Consider the following 17741-nt stretch of genomic DNA (forward strand, 5'->3'; position numbering starts at 1 on the left):
CAAGAAAGCATTATCCCAGAACCGCCTTCACAACGCCTGCGGCGGTGCGGGAAAAGCGCGGATCAGGCCTGCTGCACCTTCAGCGTCATGCCCTCCACCGCCACCACCCGCACCGGGCTGCCGGCCGGCAGATCCGGCCCGGCCACCACCCAGAACGCATCGTCGATCTTGGCCCGGCCCTTGCCGGCCACGATGGCCTGGTCGAGCACGACCACCCGTCCGATCAGCTGCTCGGCGCGCCGGTTCAACAGCGGCTGGTCGCTCTGGCGATCATGCGATCGCCCCCAACGCCGGTAGCACTGGATCGAGACGACGCTGAGCACCACGAAGGCGACCACCTGCCACAGCAGCGGGATGTCGGCGAACACCGCGACCAGCACGAACACCGCCGCCGCGCCGATCCCGATCCACAACATGAAGGCGCCGGGCGCGAGCGCCTCGGCGGCGAACAGCACCAGTGCCAGCGCGCCCCAGGCCACGACTTCCCAGCGCATGTCAGCCTCCGATCCGCGGCGGGACGCCGCGCGTGGCTTTCTTTTCTTCCTGCTTGGCGAACGCCTCGCGTGCCAGTTCGGCGACACCGGCGATCGAGCCGATCACGCCGCTGGCCTCCATCGGCATCAGCACCAGCTTCTGGTTCGGCGAGGTCGCCAGTTCCTTGAATGCTTCCACATACTTCTGCGCGATGAAGTAATTGATCGCCTGCACGTCGCCCTGGGCGATCGCCTCGGAGACCATCGTGGTCGCCTTGGCTTCCGCCTCGGCCAGGCGCTCGCGCGCTTCGGCATCGCGGAAAGCGGCTTCCTTGCGGCCCTCGGCCTCCAGCACGGTGGCCTGCTTTTCGCCCTCGGCGCGCAGGATCTCGGATTGGCGCGAGCCTTCGGCTTCCAGGATCTGCGCGCGCTTCTCGCGCTCGGCCTTCATCTGCCGCGCCATCGCGTCGAGCAGGTCGCGCGGCGGCTGGATGTCGCGGATCTCGATGCGGTTGACCTTTACGCCCCAAGGGTTGGTGGCATGGTCGACGACGCTCAGCAGCTGGGCGTTGATCACCTCGCGCTGGCTGAGCGATTCATCCAGGTCCATCGAGCCGATCACGGTGCGGATGTTGGTCTGCACCAGGGCGATCATCGCCACTTCCAGGTTGGCAACCTCGTAGGCGGCCTTGGCGGCATCGAGCACCTGGAAGAACACCACGCCATCCACGCGCACCGCAGCGTTGTCCTTGGTGATCACTTCCTGGCTGGGCACGTCCAGCACCTGCTCCATCATGTTCACCTTGCGGCCCACCCCGTACACGATCGGGATCAGGAAATGCAGGCCGGGCGACATGGTGTGGGTGTAGCGGCCGAAGCGCTCCACGGTCCATTCGTAGCCCTGCGGCACCATCCGCACGGCCTTGAACAGGATGACGACGGCCACGAAGGCCAGTACCAGCGAGAACAGCATGGTCGGAAACATCAGGTCACTCCCTTTCCCCGGAATCGTAGGTCCGAGTATAGCCACGCCGTCTTCACGCGACCGTAGGGGTTTTCCGCGGACCGGTGCCGATCCGGATCAGGCGGTGCGCGGGGCGAACATGATGACCATCATGCCGGCCAGGCACAGGCCGACGCCGAGCAGGTCCCACCGGCCGGGGCGGATGCCGTCGACCAGCCACAGCCACAGCAGCGCGGTACCGATGTAGACCCCGCCATAGGCGGCATAGACGCGCCCGCTGGCGGTCGGGTGCAGGGTCAGCAGCCAGGCGAACAACGCCAGGCTGGCGGCGGCCGGCAGCAGCAGCCACGCGCTGCCGTCCCTGCGCAGCCACAGCCACGGCAGGTAGCAGCCGACGATCTCGGCCACTGCGGTCAGGACGAACAGCAGCAGCGTCTTCACGGCTTGGGCTCGTCCGCCTTGGCCTGCTGCCAGAGCGCTTCCTGCGCGTCCAGGTCGAGCGCGGCCATCGACCGCCCCGCGGCCTCGGCCTGCGCTTCCATCGCCCGGAAGCGGCGTTCGAACTTGTGGTTGGCCAGGCGCAGGGCGGCGCCCACGTCCACCTTGGCGTGACGGGCCAGATTGGCGCAGACGAACAGCAGGTCTCCGAGCTCTTCCTGCAGGCGCGCGTGATTCTCCTCGACCGGGCCGCGCGCGAATTCCGCGGCGACCTCGTCCAGCTCCTCGCGCACCTTGTCCATGACCGGCGCCGGGCCCGGCCAGTCGAAACCGACCCGTGCCGCGCGCGCCTGCAGCTTCACCGCCCGCTGCCATTCCGGCAGCCCGCGCGAGATGCCGGCCAGCGCGGAGGTATCGGTATGGCCCTTGGCGGCACGCTCGGCGCGCTTGATCGCCTCCCAGTTGCTGTTGACGTCCTCGGCCCCCTCGACCTGGACCTGGGCGAACACGTGCGGATGGCGACGTTCCATCTTGTCGCTGATCGCGCGGGCGACGTCGGCGAACGCGAAGGCGCCCTGCTCCTGCGCCATCTGCGCGTGAAAGACCACCTGCAGCAGCAGGTCGCCGAGTTCGTCCTTGAGATCGTCCAGGTCGCCGCGGTCGATCGCATCGGCGACCTCGTAGGCTTCCTCGATGGTGTAGGGCGCGATGCTGGCGAAGTCCTGCTGCAGGTCCCAGGGGCAGCCCTGCAACGGATCGCGCAGGCGCGCCATGATGCCCAGCAGGCGGTCCAGTTCAGGGGTGGCAGGCATCGTTGCTCCAGTCAGGTCAGGCGGGCAGCCACGCGCGCCACGGCAGGCGGGTATCGCCCAGCGCGATGAAATCGCCGTTCAACAGGGTGTCGCGGCGGTTGTAGCGGAACGGCTTGCCGGTCTCGGCCGAGAGCACTGCGCCACCGGCCGCGTGCAATACGCACTGGCCGGCCGCGGTATCCCATTCGGAGGTCGGGCCCAGCCGCGGGTAGACGTCGAGCGTGCCTTCGGCCAGCCGGCAGAACTTCAGCGAGGAGCCCTGGGCGAGCACCTCGATATCGCCCATGCGGTCCAGCAGGGCCTGCGTCTGCGCGCTGCGATGCGAGCGGCTGGCCGCCACCCGCAGCGGTGCCGAAGCCGGCGTGCGGGTGCGCAGCACCGAATCGCGCATGCCGTCGCGGCGGTAGGCGAGCTCGCCGCGCATGGCGTGCCAGACCTGGCCGGTGGCCGGGGCCAGCACCACGCCGAACGCGGGCGCGCCCTGGTAGATCAGCGCGATGTTGACGCTGAACTCGTCATTGCGTTTGACGAATTCGCGGGTGCCATCCAGCGGGTCGACCAGCCAGTAGGCGCCCCAGTGCTGGCGGATCTCCCACGGCACCTGCGCCGATTCTTCGGAGAGGATCGGCAGCTCCGGGGTCAGCTGCGCCAGCCCGCGCTCGATCACCTGGTTGGCACCGAGATCCGCGGCGGTGACCGGACTGTGGTCGGATTTGATCTCCACATCGAACGGCGTGGCGTACACCGCCATGATGGCGGCCGCTGCGTCCTGGGCGATGGCGATGACGGTTTCGCGCAGATCCGTCGTGAGTTTGATCATTCCTTCCGTCCCAGCCACTCGCGGGCGATGAACAGCGCCGCCAGCGATCGGCCTTCGGAGAAATCCTCGCGCAGCATCAGCTGGTCCAGATCGGCCAGCTTCCACGGCACGACCTCCAGCTCCTCCGGCTCATCGCCGACCAGGCGCTCAGGGTACAGATCGCGCGCCACCACCAGCCACGACTGGTGGCTCATGTAGGTCGGGGCCAGGGTCATCGCGCGCAGCACGTCGACCCGCCGGGCACCGTAACCGGCCTCTTCCTTCAATTCGCGGTCGGCGGCCTGTTCGGGCGTTTCGCCGGCGTCGATGCGGCCTTTCACCAGGCCCAGCTCGTAACGGTGCATGCCGGCGGCGTATTCACGCACCAGCAGCACGGTCTCGTCATCGAGCATCGGGACCACCACCACGGCACCGTGGCCGCGGGTCACCAGCCGCTCGAAGCGGCGGCGTTCGCCGTTGGAAAACTCCAGATCCAGATGCTGGCGCTGGAACGGCCCGCTTTCCTCGTCCGTGATCTGGTGGATGATGGGCAGGCGACGGCTCATGCGAGCATCTCTAGAATGGGTACTGGTGAAAACGTGTTCATGAGCCCGAAATGCTAGCAGACCCAGCCCCCCTCACGCTGGCCGATCAGTGGCGGCAACGCGATCTGGCCGTGCTGTGGCACCCGTGCACGCAGATGCGCGAGCACCCCGACACCCTGCCCCTGCTGCCGATCGCCCGCGGCGAAGGCCCGTGGCTGATCGACCACGATGGCCATCGCTATCTGGATGCGGTGAGCAGTTGGTGGACCAATCTGTTCGGCCATGCGCAACCCCGCATCGGTGCGGCCATCGCCCAGCAGGCCACCCAGCTGGAACAGGTGATGCTGGCTGGCTTCAGCCACGAGCCGGCGGTACGGCTGGCCGAGCGCCTGCTGGCCATTGCCCCGCGCCAGGCCGGGCGCGATCCGCTGGCCAAGGTCTTCTATGCCGACAACGGCTCGGCCGGGGTCGAGGTGGCGCTGAAGATGGCGTTCCACTACTTCCGCAACCGCGGCGAGAACCACCGCACCCGCTTCGTCGCGCTGGAGAACGGCTACCACGGCGAAACCCTGGGCGCGCTGTCGGTCGGTGACATCCCGCTCTACCGACGCGTGTATGCGCCGTTGCTGACCGAGGCGCTGTTCGCCCCCTCGCCCGATGCCTACCTGGCCGAGCCGGGCCAGAGCGCCGCGCAGCGCGCGCACCAGGCCGCCGATGCGCTGGCCACGCTGTTCGACCAGCACCCGGGCGAGATCTGCGCGGTGATCCTGGAGCCGCGCCTGCAGTGCGCCGGTGGCATGCGCATGTACGACCCGGTCTATCTGCAGCGTGCGCGCGCGCTGTGCGATGCCAACGGCGCGTTCCTGATCGCCGATGAGATCGCCACCGGTTTCGGCCGCACCGGCACGATGTTCGCCTGCGAGCAGGCCGGGGTGATGCCGGACCTGCTGTGCCTGTCCAAGGGCCTGACCGGCGGGTTCCTGCCGCTGTCGGCGGTGCTGGCCACGCAGGCCCTGTATGACGCCTTCCTCGATGATTCGCGCGAGCGCGCTTTCCTGCATTCGCACAGCTACACCGGCAATCCGCTGGCCTGTGCCGCCGCGCTGGAGACCCTGGACATCTTCGCCGGGGAGGACGTGATCGCGCGCAATCGCAGCACCGCCGAGGTGATGCGCACCCTGGCCGCGCCGTTCGCCGACCACGCGCACGTCGCCGATGTGCGCCAGGCCGGGATGGTGGTGGCCTTCGAACTGACCCGCAATGGCGACAAGCACACGCCGTTCCCGGCCGAGGCCCGCGTCGGGCTGCACGCCTACAAGGCCGCGCTCAAGCGCGGGGTGGTGCTGCGCCCGCTGGGCAATGTGCTGTATTGGATGCCGCCGTACTGCGTGGAGGATGAACACTTGGAGCTGCTTGCCCTGACCACCCTGGCCGCCATCGACGAGGCCGTCGCATGCGCGTGACCCGCAGCCATATCGATCATCCGCTGGCGGTCGGCCAGACCCTGGCGCTGCCCGAGGACGCCGCCAACCATCTGGTCCGCGTGATGCGCCTGCGCGAAGGCGACGGCTGCGTGCTGTTCAACGGCGATGGGCAGGACTACAGCGCCACCCTGGTCACCGTGGGCAAGCGCGATGCGCAGGTGCGGATCGAGAGCGCCACCGCGCTGGACAACGAATCGCCGCTGCACATCACCCTGCTGCAGGGCATCGCCCGCGGCGAGAAGATGGACCTGATCCTGCAGAAGGCCACGGAGCTGGGCGTGCAGGCCTTCGTGCCGGTCAATGCCGAGCGCACCGAAGTGAAGCTGGATGCGGCCCGCGCCGAGAAGCGCCTGGCGCATTGGCACAGCGTGGTGGTCTCGGCCTGCGGCCAATCCGGACGCGCCCGCGTGCCCAGCGTGGCCGCGCCGCAATCGCTCCCGGACGCCGCCAACGGGGTCGCGGCCGAGGCATTGAAGTTGACCCTGGATCCGCAGGGCGAGCACCGCTTGTCCACCCTGTCAGCCGCACCGGGCGGCGTGGTGATCGCGATCGGCCCGGAAGGCGGCTGGTCGCCGCGTGACCGCCAGGCGCTGGCCGCAGCGGGCTTCCAGGGCTTGCAGCTGGGCCCGCGCGTGCTGCGCACCGAGACCGCGGGTCTGGCCGCCATCGCCGCCGTGCAGGCCCGATTGGGCGATCTGGGCTGAAGCAGAAACGGGTTTTTTCCTCACCCCGCGACGGGGAAGGCTTCGTCCAGCGCCGCTTCCAGCGCATCGAGGTCGGGCAGCAGCGCGCTCTGCTCGCCCAGCAGCACGCGCATGTGCACGCCCTGCGGCAGGGTGTCCTCGGAGGCATCGGCGAGCAGGCCGTCGCGCGGAACCGCGATCAGCTGCGGGAAGGTCTGGGTCAGCAGGGCGAAGTACGGCCGGCGGGGATTGCCCCCCAGCGCCTTGAGCACCACCACCTTGTTGTTGGCCACCACCGGCTCGTCGCCCTGACCGGACAACCGGGCGAACGACAGCAGCGGGACGTCCCAGCCGTGCCAGGCGATCTGCCCGACCAGCCAGGCCGGTGCATCGGGGACGGTTTCGACCGGCACCTTGGACATCATTTCGGCCACGGTGGCGTTGGGCAGCAGCACGCGTTCGTGCCCGGCCTGGATCAGGACACCGCGGATTTCGTCGTTGCTGGCGTAACTCATGGAGATTCCTTCAAGGGTCCGCGGCGCGCTTACGCGTCCACGCCCCAGCGTTCGGCGATGGTGGCAGCGAGCTGCGGCGGTTCACCGGCATCCTGCCCGGCGACCACCACCGCACTGGCGGCGGTCGGGTCATAGCAGCCTTCACCCACCTGGCCGGCGACCCACGCACCAGCGGCCGCCAGGGCAAGGACCGCATCGACCTGGGCGGCGTCCGCACCACTGAGCAGGACCACGCCACTGTGCTGGGCCGGCAGTGCCGCGATCTGGATGCCGGCCGGGTCGGCGATGAAGTGCAGGCCGCCCTGGCGCACGGCGATGCCGATGTCGTCGGGCAGGATATAGGCCTGCCCCGCCGCCACGGCCTGGGCATCCTCGGCCAGCAGCACCGGCAGCGCGGAAACGCGTGCCATCTGCTTGACCAGATTGCCGTAACGGCCACCGTCCAGGCGCATATGCACCAGGACCGCGGTCGTCAGCGTCGCGGGCAGCGCGGCCAGGAGGCGGCGCAGCGCATCCGGCCCCCCGATACCGGCCAATACCAGCACCGCGCCGGGACAGCCACCGTCGGGACCGGCCTCGGGTTCAAGCTCGACCAGTGACAGACGCTCGGTGTCGAAACGCTCCGGCTCCAGCGCCGGCCCGCTGGCCGACGATGCGGTGGCGACGACGGCATCCTCCTCGACCAGCGACCAGCGGCTGTGATCGCCGATCGACACGGCAGCCGCAGCCGGCGGCGCCGAGGCAGGGATCGGTGGAATCGGTACGCCGACCGGATCGGCGTCCACGGGCTGCAGCGCGGCCAATGCCTCTTCCAGCGAGACCGGCTCGCTCAGCTCCGCCGGCACCTGGTAAAGGCCATCGGCAGGCACGTCGGACGCCGCATCCTCCGCTTCGCGCAGATGGAACTCCAGCGGCGCATCGGCGTGCAGCTGCGCCGGGGTGACCGGCAGGCCCGGTTCGGGCTGCAGTTGCTGATCCTGTTCCGAGCCCGGCGGCAGCACGTCCTGGTGACCGTGCAGCTTGGCCACCAGATGCCGCGCCCAGCGCTGCGCTTCCCAGCCGTCGCGGCGGGCGGCCAGCTCGGCTTCGTCGAAGATCAGGGTAAGCGAAGGCGAGCTCAGGACCGGATCCAGCCGTTCCAGTGCGTCTTCGATCGCCGGTTCCAGGGCGATCAGCACCGCGCCCGGATCGGCATCGCGCAGGGACTGCAGGTCGAGCGTGTTGGGATCGTCCTCCAGCACTACGCGCGCGCCGGCATGGGCGAGCGCCTCGCGCAGGCGGTCGCGCGCCGGCCCGGGGCGGGCCAGCAGGGCCACCGACAACAACGTAGGGGCGTCACTCGCGTGCACGGGCGATCCCCAGCAGGTCATACACGTTACGCATCAGATCCAGTTCCTGGTAAGGCTTGCCCAGGTAGCGCTGGACACCGAGTTCGAAGGCCCGTTGACGGTGCTTGTCACCGCTGCGCGAGGTGATCATCACGATCGGCACGCCCTGGTAGCGCGGATCGGCGCGCATGACGCTGGCCAGCTCGTAGCCGTCCATGCGCGGCATTTCGATATCCAGCAGCATCAGGTCCGGCACGCGCTCCTCCAGCCGTTCCAGCGCTTCGATGCCGTCGCGGGCGACCGTCACCTCGAAGTTGTGGCGCTCCAGGATGCGGCCGGTGACCTTGCGCATGGTCAGCGAATCGTCGACCACCATCACCAGCGGCACATCGCGATCGCTGACCTTGGCGGCGGCGGTGATCGGCTTGTGCGGGTTGGCCAGGTAACGGCGCACCAGCGGGGCGACGTCCAGGATCACCACCACGCGGCCATCGCCGGTGATGGTTGCACCGTAGATGCCCGGCACCGAGGCGATCTGCAGGCCCACCGGCTTGACCACGATTTCGCGGTTGCCCAGCACCTGGTCGATCGCCACGGCCACGCGCAGGTCGCCGGCGCGGACCAGCAGCAACGGCACCTGGGCCTGCCCTTCGGCGCGGGCCTGGGCCTGGCCGATCAGCGTGCCCAGATCGTGCAGCGCGAATTCCTCGCCACCGTAGTGGTAGCCGCCGTTGGCGGTTTCGAAGCGCTCGCGCGAGATCCGGCCGATACCACTGACCGAGGCGACCGGCACCGCGAACGTGGTCTCGCCGATCTGCACGAACACGGCCTGGGTGACCGCCAGCGTCTGCGGCAGGCGCAGGGTGAAGGTGACGCCCTGGCCGCTGACCGAGTGGATGTCCACCGAGCCGCCCAGCTGGCGCACTTCGTTGTGCACCACGTCCATGCCCACGCCGCGGCCAGCCAGCTGGCTGACCTGGTCGGCGGTGCTGAAGCCGGGCGAGAAGATCATCGCATCCAGCTCGGCATCGCCCAGCACGGCATCGGCGGCGATCAGGCCACGCTGTTCGGCGCGGCGACGGATCGCCTCGCGATCCAGCCCGGCGCCATCGTCGGCCACTTCCAGCACGATTTCCGAGCCTTCGCGGCGCAGGCGGATGGCGATCTCGCCCTCCTCCGGCTTGCCGGCGGCACGACGCTGTTCCGGGGTTTCCAGACCGTGCGCGACCGAGTTGCGCAGCATGTGTTCCAGCGGCGCGACCATGCGGTCGAGCACGTTGCGGTCCAGTTCGCCGTGGGTACCTTCGAGGATGACGTGGACCTGCTTGCCGGTGTCCTGGCCGGCCTGGCGCACGACCCGGCGCAGGCGCGGCACGAGGCCATCGAACGGCACCATGCGCGCGCGCATCAGGCCGTCCTGCAGTTCCGAACTGACACGCGACTGCTGTTGCAGCAGCACGTCGTACTGGCGCGACAGATCGTCCAGCACGCCCTGCAGGCCGCCCAAGTCAGCCGCGGACTCGTTCAGCGCGCGGCTGAGCTGCTGCAGCGTGGAGAAGCGGTCCAGTTCCAGCGGATCGAACTTGTGGTCGACCTGTTCCTGCTCGCGCTGGTAACGGGCCACGATCTGCGCTTCGGTTTCCAGGTCCAGTCGGCGCAGCTGATCGCGCAGACGGGCATTGGTGCGGTCCAGTTCGCCCATGGCGCCGCGGAAGGCACCGAGCTGCTGTTCCAGGCGCGAGCGGTAGATCGCCACTTCACCGGCGTGATTGACCAGGCGGTCGAGCAGATCGGCGCGCACGCGCACCTGTTCCTGCTGCGGCCGCGGCAGACCATCGTCTTCGCTGACGGTTTCCAGTGGCACCGGCGCCGACAGCGGCGCCGCCACCAGCGCGGCAATCGCCGCTTCGACCTGGGCATCACCGGACGGCAGCGCGGTGCCCACGGTCTCGTCCGGCTCGGGCGCGGCCCGACCCTGGGTGCGCTGCTCGAACGCCGCGATCAGGTCGTCCGGCATCGCCACGGTGCGGTGCTGGCCGGTACGGGTCAGCAGCTGGTGCAGGCGATCGAAGCCGCGTTCCAGCAGGTGCACGTCGCTGCGGTCGATATCGGTCCGGTTGGCCGCAACGGCCTCCAGCAGCGACTCGATGCCGTGGCCCAGGTCGCCGATCGGGTTGATCCCGGCCATGCGCGCACCGCCCTTGAGGGTGTGCAGATCCCGCTGCAGGCCGGCGATCACTTCGCGGTCCTGCGGCGCGGCGCGCAGCTCGCTGATCAGGCCATCGCAGTGATCGAGCAGATCCTTGCCCTCCTCCACGAAGATATCGACCAGCTCCTGGTCCAGCTGGGTGAAATCGAGCGCGTCGCCCGGCGCTGCGTCGTCGTTGTCGTTGTCGATGACATCGCCGGCGGGGGCGTCGTCGTGCGCGGACGCCTGGGTGAGCGATGCGGCCGGCGCGTCTTCCAGCTCGAAGAAGCGGGACGGGGCGGTATCAGCGGTCGACGCGTCGGGCGCGGTGGCCTCGATCGCCTCGGCGAACGCATCGGCTTCGCCGGTGTTGTCGTCGGTGGCGTCCAGACCCAGCACGCCGGTATCGGAGGCATCCGGCGCATCGACGACGGTCAGACCATCGTCCACGGCCTGCTGCGCGTCTACTACCTCGCCAAACGTCGGTGGGGGCGGCAGGACCTCGTCCAGTGCCCGTGCGTCCTCGTCGTCGTCCTGCCCGGTGTCGCTCCAGCTGTCGTTGGCGGCGTCATCCACGGAGACCGCGTAGGCGCTGTCCGGTTCACGGACGGTGTCGGTGTGGGTGTCGGTCGCGAACTCGGCCTCGCGCGTTGCTTCGGCTTCGGTTTCGGCTTCGGCTTCGGTACCCGTATCGGACACCACCGGTGCAGCCGGTTCGGCGAGATGATCGAAGTAGCGCGAGAGATCCTCGGCGGAGGTCAGCTCGACCGACTCCAGGCCCGCATGGACCGACGCCAGATCGGCGTCCTCGCGCTCGTCAGTCACCGCATCCAGCGTCTGCGGCGCGTCGCCCGCACGCACTGCGTCGGGCAGCCCTGCGTCGGGCAGCCCTGCATCGGGCAGCCCTGCATCGGGCAGGTCTGCGTCGAAATAGGCCGACAGGTCATCGGTGCCGGTCAGCTCCATGGCGACCAGGGCATCCTCGTCGTCAGCCTGCGTGGTCGCGTGATCCGGCGCGATCACGCTCAGTCCGTCGGCCTCGAGTTCGGCCTGCTGCACGTCGGTCCCGGCGGCATCGTCGGCGGTGGCGAGGACGGGCGCAGCATCGTCCGTCGCGGTGGCTTCGTCGGCCAGTTGGGCAAGTTCGGCCTGCTCCGTTTCGTCAGCCTGTTCGGCCTGCTCCGTTTCGTCAGCCTGTTCGGCCTGCTCCGTTTCGTCAGCCTGTTCGGCCTCCGCCTCTTCGGCGTACAGAGCTTCGTCGAGCAGGTCCAGATCGTCCTCGACCAAGGCCGGCCAGCGCGCTTCGGGCAGGGTATCCGCCAGGGCGACCAGGCGGGCAGCCAGGGCGTTCTGCACGGGCACGCGCGGTGCCTCGTCCTGCAGCGCCGCCATCGTGGTGGTGATCGCTGCGCAGGTGTCGGCCAGCGCAGCCATCCCGGCCGCACCCGGCAGCGCATCGGCGGCCAGCGAGCGCTTGATGTAGCTTTCCGCGGCGCCGGTGACGGCCGTGATCTCGGGCACGTCGGTCATCGCGAACGCGCCATTCATCGTGTGCACGGCGCGCAGCAGGCCATCGGTGACCGGCTGCGGGCCATCGGTCGCAGCATCCAGCCACGCCTGCAGCGTCGCCTGGTGCACCTCGACCTCGGCTTCCAGGATCTCGCGCAGGACGCTGTCGATATTGGCGGGGGTGCTCTCGACAACCAGCGCAGCCTCGGTCGCAGCGACCTCCTCTGCCGGCGTCGATACAGCGACCGCGGCAGCGCGCGGCAACGGCACATGGAAGGTTTCTTCGCCCGCGGACACGCGATCGGCGATGCCCTGCATGGCCTGAAGATCGGCGGTGACACGGCTGCCATCGCGCAGCGCGGCATTGAGCTGCGGCAGCACGTCATAGGCCTGGCCGACCAGCGCGACCACGGCCGGCGAGGCCGGGCGGCTGCCGTCGAGCACGCGGTTGAGCATGCCCTCGATCTTCCAGCTGAACTCACCCAGCGTACGCGCACCGACCAGGCGGCCACTGCCCTTGAGGGTATGGAACACGCGGCGGATCGGGCGCAGGCGGTCCAGGTTTTCCGGCGCGATGCGCCAGGCCGGGAGCAGATTGCCCAGGTTCACCAGTTCTTCGTCGAACTCTTCGATGAAGACCTCGCGGATGTCCTGGTCGATGTTCTCGCCATCGTCTTCGAAGCCGGCCTCGATGCTGGTGTCTCCGGCGATCGTGGCGGCAGGCGGGTTGACCGCCGCAGCCGCGGTCACCGGGGCATCGATCGGCGCCCCTTCCGGGCGGAACTGCGCGGCCGCCGCATCCAGCTCGGCCAGGAAGCGGGTCGAGGCATCGTCCAGTTCGATACGGCGGATCACCGCGTCCTGCACGGCTGGCGCCGGCAGCGTCGCCTCGACGGCGTCGGGGGCAGCGTCGAGATCCGTCGCAAACGTGCTGGGGGGTGCTTCGGCGCTGTCTTCCGCGGCGGCGACCGGAATCTCCTGCAGGAAGGTCGGCAGTGCTTCTACATCCACCTCGCCCTGCGCGAAGGGAGCGGAATCCCCGCCCCCGGCGGCACCCGCATCGGTGTCGTCGATCTGCAGCGACAGCACATCGTCGGCATTGTGCAGATCCTCATCGAAGGTGAATTCGATCGGCTCGTCGCTCAGCTCCAGGGTGTCGTGCTCGGCGGCGACCGGATCGAATCCGTCGCCCGTCGCCACGAAGGCCGGCAACGCCTCGGACGCGCGTACGTCGTCGATGTCGGCACGTTCCGCTGACGCAACGGCGGCATCGTCGCGCGCAGCGTCTTCCCCTGCGCTATCGGCCTGCGGGGCGGACGCCAGCGGCGACACGTCCCAGGTGGCACCGGCCGGTGCTTCGGCAATGACCGGGTCGAAATGGGCAAAGGTCGGCAGCGTCTCCACGTCGTCGCCGCCCGCCAGGGTCCACTGCGGTGCATCGGCGGCGATCGGGGCGGTGGAGGCATCGAACACCAGCGCCGCCGGCGCGGCGACCGTCGGCGGCGGATCGAACGTGAAGTCCGGCAGCGGCGGCGGCAGGTTGGCCGGGCGCGGAACCTCGGCCGTCACGCCAAGCGCGATCGGCTCGGGCGCAGGTGCGTCCCACGGCGTCAGCTCGATGGGTTCCGGCGCGACCGGCAGCGATTCCGGACCGGTCTCGGCACTCGGCTGGTTCGCGTTGGGCAGCGGCCAGTAACGCAGGGTTTCCAGGCTGCTGCGGGTGATGTCGAGAATCTCCTCGCGCCCCGGCCGGCGCTCGCGCAGCGCCTCGAGGTAGTACTCCAGGCTGGCCATGGCATCGGCCAGCGTGTCCAGCTGGCGACCGCTCGGCACGCGCTGCTTGTCCAGCAGTTCCACCGCGATGTACTGGCGCACGCCCTGCAGGTAATCGGCCGGCTCCGACAGATTGAGCATGCGCAGCGCACCGGCAACCTCGCCGAGCAGGCGCGGGACTTCCTGCAGTTCCTGGTGGTTCCAGTTGGTTTCGATGAAGGCGACGAAATGCTCGCGCGCGGCGGCGAAGTTGGCGATGGCTTCATGCGCCAGCACCTCCACCGTGCGCCGGTTTTCCACCGCGCTGGGATCGTCTTCGCCACTGCCGCCGGCGCCCAGGTGGGCGACCTGGTCGTCCAGCGAGGCATCCACGTAGAGCAGTGCACCGGCGATGTCCAGCAGCAGGCTCTCGTCGATCTGCTGCTGCCCGTCCACCACCTCGCGCAGTGCGTCGCGCTGCTGCACGACCACGCCGCGGGCCACGCCCAGGCCCATCATGCCCAGGGTATCGGCGACCGCGCCCAGCTCGTTGACCTGGGTCTGCAGCTGCACCGGCTCGCCACCGGTACGCAGGTGCAGGTCCAGCGCGTCCTTGATCCGCAGCAGCTCTTCCTTGACCGCGTTGCCCACGGTATCCAGCAGTTCGCGGTTGCGCCCGCTCAGGCTGCCGCGCGCATGGTCCAGCTCGGCCTCGGTGGCGCTGGCGCTGTCCGGGGCGAAGGCGAACAGCACGCTTTCATTGATGCCCGGCAGGGCGCGCGCCGAACGGATGTCATTCAGCAGCGGCAGCAGCACGATCGGAATGTCCCGATGGCCGTTCTGCAGGCGCTCCAGGTAGTCGGGCAGCAGCACGCTGCCGCGCATCAGCGTGGCGCAGGCTTCGTCACGGTCCGGCACTTCGCCGGCACCGATCGCGTTGGCCAGCTGCTCCAGCTCCTCGGCCACCATCGCCGGGGCGTACAGCTCGACCATGCGCAGGGTCCCCTGCACCTGGTGCAGGTAGCCGGCGCAGAAGCGCATGCGGCTGCCATCGGCAGGGTCTTCCACGTAGTACTCGACCTCGTTGCGCACCTGGCGCAGGGTCTCGTCCAGCTCCGGCTTGACCCAGCCCAGCGCAGCATGGCTCATGGCATCGCGCAGCGTGCTCATGCCAGGTCTCCCGGCAGCTCGGCGCACATGGCGTGCGGTGATTTCTCGCGATGCATCATCTGCTTGTTCCTTCCCTCTCCGCCCTGCCAGCGGCTCACGCCGGCAGCTTGAAGTCGGCAACCGAGCGGCGCAGGTCGGCCGCCAGCTGTGCCAGGTGGCCGATCGACTCGGCGGTCTGTCCCGCGCCCTGCGAGGTCTGGCCGGTAATCTGACGGATCACGCCCATGGTGCGGGTGATGTCCGATGCCGCGGCCGACTGCTGCTGGGCAGCGATCGAGATGTTCTTGATGAGGTTGTTCAGTGCGTTGGAGACGCGCTCGATTTCGGTCAGGGCGGTACCGGCGTCTTCGGCCAGGCGCGCACCGGAGACCACTTCGGCGGTGGTCTGCTCCATCGAGCTGACCGCTTCATTGGTATCGGCCTGAATGGCCTGCACCAGGTTCTCGATCCGTCGGGTCGCACCGGACGTGCGTTCTGCCAGGCGCTGCACTTCGTCGGCCACCACGGCGAAACCGCGGCCGGCCTCACCGGCCGACGCCGCCTGCACCGCGGCGTTCAACGCCAGGATGTTGGTCTGCTCGGAAATGTCGTTGATCAGTTCCACGATCGAGCCGATTTCCTGCGAGGACTCGCCCAGCCGCTTGATGCGCTTGGAGGTTTCCTGGATCTGGTCGCGGATCTGGTCCATGCCCTGGATGGTCTCGCGGACCACGCCGGCGCCTTCGGCGGCGATGATCACCGAGCGCTGCGCCACCTCGGCCGACTCGGCCGAGTTGCGCGACACCTGCTCGATGCTCGAGGCGATTTCGCCGATCCGGTCCGACGCGGAGGTGATCTGGTTGGCCTGGTGGCCGGCCGCTTCGGCCAGCTGCATGGCGGTGGCCTGGGTTTCCTGGGTCGACACGGCGACCTTGGCCGAGGTGTCGTTGATCGTGGTCACCAGGTGGCGCAGTTCGTCCACGGCGTAGTTGATGGCGTCGGCGATGGCGCCGGTCATGTCCTCGGTGACCGAGGCCTTCACCGTCAGGTCGCCTTCACCCAGCGAGCTGATTTCATCCAGCAGCCGCATGATCGCCTGCTGGTTGCGGCTGTTGAACTCGACCTGGGTCTGGTAACGCAGCTCCTGCTCGCGCGAGCGGCTGCGCACGGTGCTGCCGACGAAGCCGACGATGGCGATCAGCGAGAGCGCGCCGGACACCACGCCCAGCCAGAAATTCGGGAACAGGCGGGTGTCGCGCAGCGAGCCGAACGAGGAGAACGCCTCGAAGAGCTTCTTGCTGTCGCGGAGCATGTCCGCCGAGCCACCGGTCAGGGCCGCGGCCGAGGACTGCGCCGAGAACAGCTGGCGCGAGCTGGCCAGGATCGCATCGGCGTCCTGCTTCATCGTGTCCCACTGCTTCTGCGACTGTTCCAGTGCGGCCAGCGCCGGGCCGTTGCGGACCGCGGCGATGCCCAGTTCCTCGTTGCCGTTGCGCAGCGCGTCGAGCACCTGGGTGAACACCACCGAGTCGCGTGCCAGCGCATCACCCGCGGCCGCGGCATTGGCGCCACCGGCGCGCATTTCGGTCACGCGGCGGGCCATCGAGCCGACCACCACGACCTGCTGCAGGGCGTTGTAGAGCTGCGAAGACGGCGCGCCACTGGCCGACATCGCCCGGACCACTTCGTTCAGCTGTGCCTGCAGTGCGGGCACGCCGTTGACGAAGTTGTTGGCATTGCCGGCGAGCGCCAGCACCGCAGGTTCGCTGGCGACCAGCTGGCCGGCGCTCTTGCCTAGCGGCTCCCAGGTCTTGATCAGCGCGTTGAGCGGGCCGGCGACATTGGTCTCGGCACCGTAGCGGCCCTGCAGGGCGCTGACGGTGCTTTCGATGTCGCTCTTGGTCAGCTTGAACGCGGTGAACGCCTGGGCGTTGCCCGAGACCGCTTCACGGCCCTGGTTGGCCAGCTGCTGCGAGAGCACCTGCAGGTTCGCGGCATCGGTGCTGGCACTGGCCAGGCGACTGCCCTGCCAGGTCGCCACACCGGTGTTCACGCCGAACACGATCAACGACACGGCCAGCAGGCCGAGCCAGAAATTGGTGCCCACCGAACCGAACTTGCCGGCCTTGGCGGATTCCGAAGCAGTACTCATCGTTCAACCTCGATCTTCAATACGGAGAGACAGGCGCCTGCGGTCAGGCCGCGGCCTGCCTGAATTCGGGGGTACGCGACAGCAGCGACAGCGAGAACACGCCCCAGTCATGGCCATCGCCGTGGAAGGCGCGGTCGATGAAATGTGCATAGCGGCCGGTGGCCAGATCGCCCGCGACGATGTCCTGGTCCAGCTCGAAGCTGCGCTGGCCGAACAGTTCATCGATGGTCAGCGCCACGTCGCCGCCGGCCTGGCGCATGATCAGCACGCGCTGGCCCTCCTGCTGCACGGTGCGCTCGCCTTCCAGGAAGAACTTCAGGTCCACCACCGGGAACAGGTTGCCGCGCAGGTTGCCGACGCCCAGCAGCCACGGCTGTGCGCCGGGCACCGGGGTGATCGGCGGCATCGGCACGATTTCCACCACCTCGCGGAAGTCCGAGACCAGCCGGCGCTTGCCGACCCGGTAGCCGACGCCACGCCACAGGTCCTGCGAGAACTGCCGCTCGGGCAGCTGCACGGCATGGGCCAGGCTGCGCCGTTCGTAAGCCTGGAGGATGTCGAAAGGAGAGCGCATCAGACCACCAACTGGTTGATCCGCGCGATCAGTTCCTCCTCGCGCGGCGGCTTGACGATGTAGTCGGCCGCCCCCTGGCGCAGCCCCCACGCCTTGTCGGTTTCCATCGCCTTGGTGCTGACGATGACCACCGGGATGTGCTTGATGGCCGCGTCGCGCGCCATCGCACGGGTGGCCTGGAAGCCACTCATGCCGGGCAGGACCACGTCCATCAGTACCAGCTGCGGCGACTGCTCGCGCACGAGCTTGAGCCCGTCCTCGGCGTTGTCCGCTTCCAGGACTTCATGACCGGCCTTGGTCAACCACTGCGTGAACACCGCACGGTCGGTCGGTGAATCCTCGATCAGTACGATTCGAGCCATTGTGCCTTTCCCCC

At 68.9% G+C, this 17741-nt stretch carries 14 protein-coding genes; 2 read left to right on the plus strand and 12 right to left on the minus strand.

Annotated elements, in window-relative coordinates; all coding sequences use genetic code 11:
• Window positions 1-62: 62 nt before the first annotated feature.
• The 6 genes from ABE434_RS10565 to nudE form a co-directional block, all read right to left on the minus strand.
• Complete coding sequence (locus ABE434_RS10565) at window positions 63-494, minus strand: NfeD family protein (protein ID WP_346478795.1); 432 nt, start codon at window positions 492-494, stop codon at window positions 63-65.
• 1 nt (window position 495) lies between these two features.
• Complete coding sequence (locus ABE434_RS10570) at window positions 496-1458, minus strand: SPFH domain-containing protein (protein ID WP_046272684.1); 963 nt, start codon at window positions 1456-1458, stop codon at window positions 496-498.
• Window positions 1459-1554: 96 nt separating this feature from the next.
• Window positions 1555-1878: a YnfA family protein gene (locus ABE434_RS10575; RefSeq protein ID WP_346478796.1), complete on the minus strand. Its 324-nt coding sequence runs from the start codon at window positions 1876-1878 to the stop codon at window positions 1555-1557.
• Window positions 1875-2687: a nucleoside triphosphate pyrophosphohydrolase gene (mazG, locus tag ABE434_RS10580; RefSeq protein WP_346478797.1), complete on the minus strand. Its 813-nt coding sequence runs from the start codon at window positions 2685-2687 to the stop codon at window positions 1875-1877. The genes ABE434_RS10575 and mazG overlap by 4 nt, the downstream gene beginning before the upstream one ends.
• Window positions 2688-2703: 16 nt before the next feature.
• Window positions 2704-3507 carry a 3'(2'),5'-bisphosphate nucleotidase CysQ gene (gene cysQ / locus ABE434_RS10585; protein WP_346478798.1) on the minus strand — a complete coding sequence of 268 codons (804 nt, stop codon included), beginning with the start codon at window positions 3505-3507 and terminating at the stop codon, window positions 2704-2706.
• On the minus strand, window positions 3504-4052 hold the full coding sequence (gene nudE, locus ABE434_RS10590) for an ADP compounds hydrolase NudE (protein WP_121039027.1): 549 nt from the start codon (window positions 4050-4052) through the stop codon (window positions 3504-3506). Before nudE ends, cysQ begins: the two co-directional genes overlap by 4 nt.
• A 50-nt stretch (window positions 4053-4102) precedes the next feature.
• Here nudE and bioA point away from each other — a divergent pair, with 50 nt between their 5' ends.
• Together bioA and ABE434_RS10600 are read left to right on the plus strand one after the other, a co-directional pair.
• Complete coding sequence (bioA, locus tag ABE434_RS10595; RefSeq protein ID WP_346478799.1) at window positions 4103-5494, plus strand: adenosylmethionine--8-amino-7-oxononanoate transaminase; 1392 nt, start codon at window positions 4103-4105, stop codon at window positions 5492-5494.
• A complete protein-coding gene (locus ABE434_RS10600) occupies window positions 5485-6219 on the plus strand; it encodes a 16S rRNA (uracil(1498)-N(3))-methyltransferase (RefSeq protein ID WP_346478800.1) in 735 nt (244 codons plus the stop codon). Before bioA ends, ABE434_RS10600 begins: the two co-directional genes overlap by 10 nt.
• 20 nt (window positions 6220-6239) lie before the next feature.
• On the opposite strand, the gene ABE434_RS10605 is transcribed toward ABE434_RS10600, so the two are convergent.
• From ABE434_RS10605 to ABE434_RS10630, 6 genes are all read right to left on the minus strand, one after another.
• Entirely contained in the window at window positions 6240-6713 is a 474-nt protein-coding gene (locus ABE434_RS10605) for a chemotaxis protein CheW (protein WP_176990619.1), read from the minus strand.
• A gap of 29 nt (window positions 6714-6742) precedes the next feature.
• Window positions 6743-8083, minus strand: a complete 1341-nt coding sequence (locus ABE434_RS10610; protein ID WP_346478801.1) for a chemotaxis protein CheB — start codon at window positions 8081-8083, stop codon at window positions 6743-6745.
• The gene (locus ABE434_RS10615; RefSeq protein WP_346478802.1) at window positions 8049-14660 is read right to left on the minus strand and encodes an Hpt domain-containing protein; all 6612 of its coding nucleotides are present in this window, start codon (window positions 14658-14660) and stop codon (window positions 8049-8051) included. Before ABE434_RS10615 ends, ABE434_RS10610 begins: the two co-directional genes overlap by 35 nt.
• 94 nt (window positions 14661-14754) lie before the next feature.
• Window positions 14755-16791: a methyl-accepting chemotaxis protein gene (locus ABE434_RS10620; protein WP_346478803.1), complete on the minus strand. Its 2037-nt coding sequence runs from the start codon at window positions 16789-16791 to the stop codon at window positions 14755-14757.
• A gap of 43 nt (window positions 16792-16834) precedes the next feature.
• The gene (locus ABE434_RS10625) at window positions 16835-17365 is read right to left on the minus strand and encodes a chemotaxis protein CheW (RefSeq protein WP_088432919.1); all 531 of its coding nucleotides are present in this window, start codon (window positions 17363-17365) and stop codon (window positions 16835-16837) included.
• Entirely contained in the window at window positions 17365-17727 is a 363-nt protein-coding gene (locus ABE434_RS10630; protein WP_123730426.1) for a response regulator, read from the minus strand. Before ABE434_RS10630 ends, ABE434_RS10625 begins: the two co-directional genes overlap by 1 nt.
• Window positions 17728-17741: the final 14 nt, after the last annotated feature.

The sequence above is a fragment of the Stenotrophomonas sp. TWI1183 genome (assembly GCF_039673115.1).
In the GTDB taxonomy this organism is placed as follows: domain Bacteria; phylum Pseudomonadota; class Gammaproteobacteria; order Xanthomonadales; family Xanthomonadaceae; genus Stenotrophomonas; species Stenotrophomonas maltophilia_AA.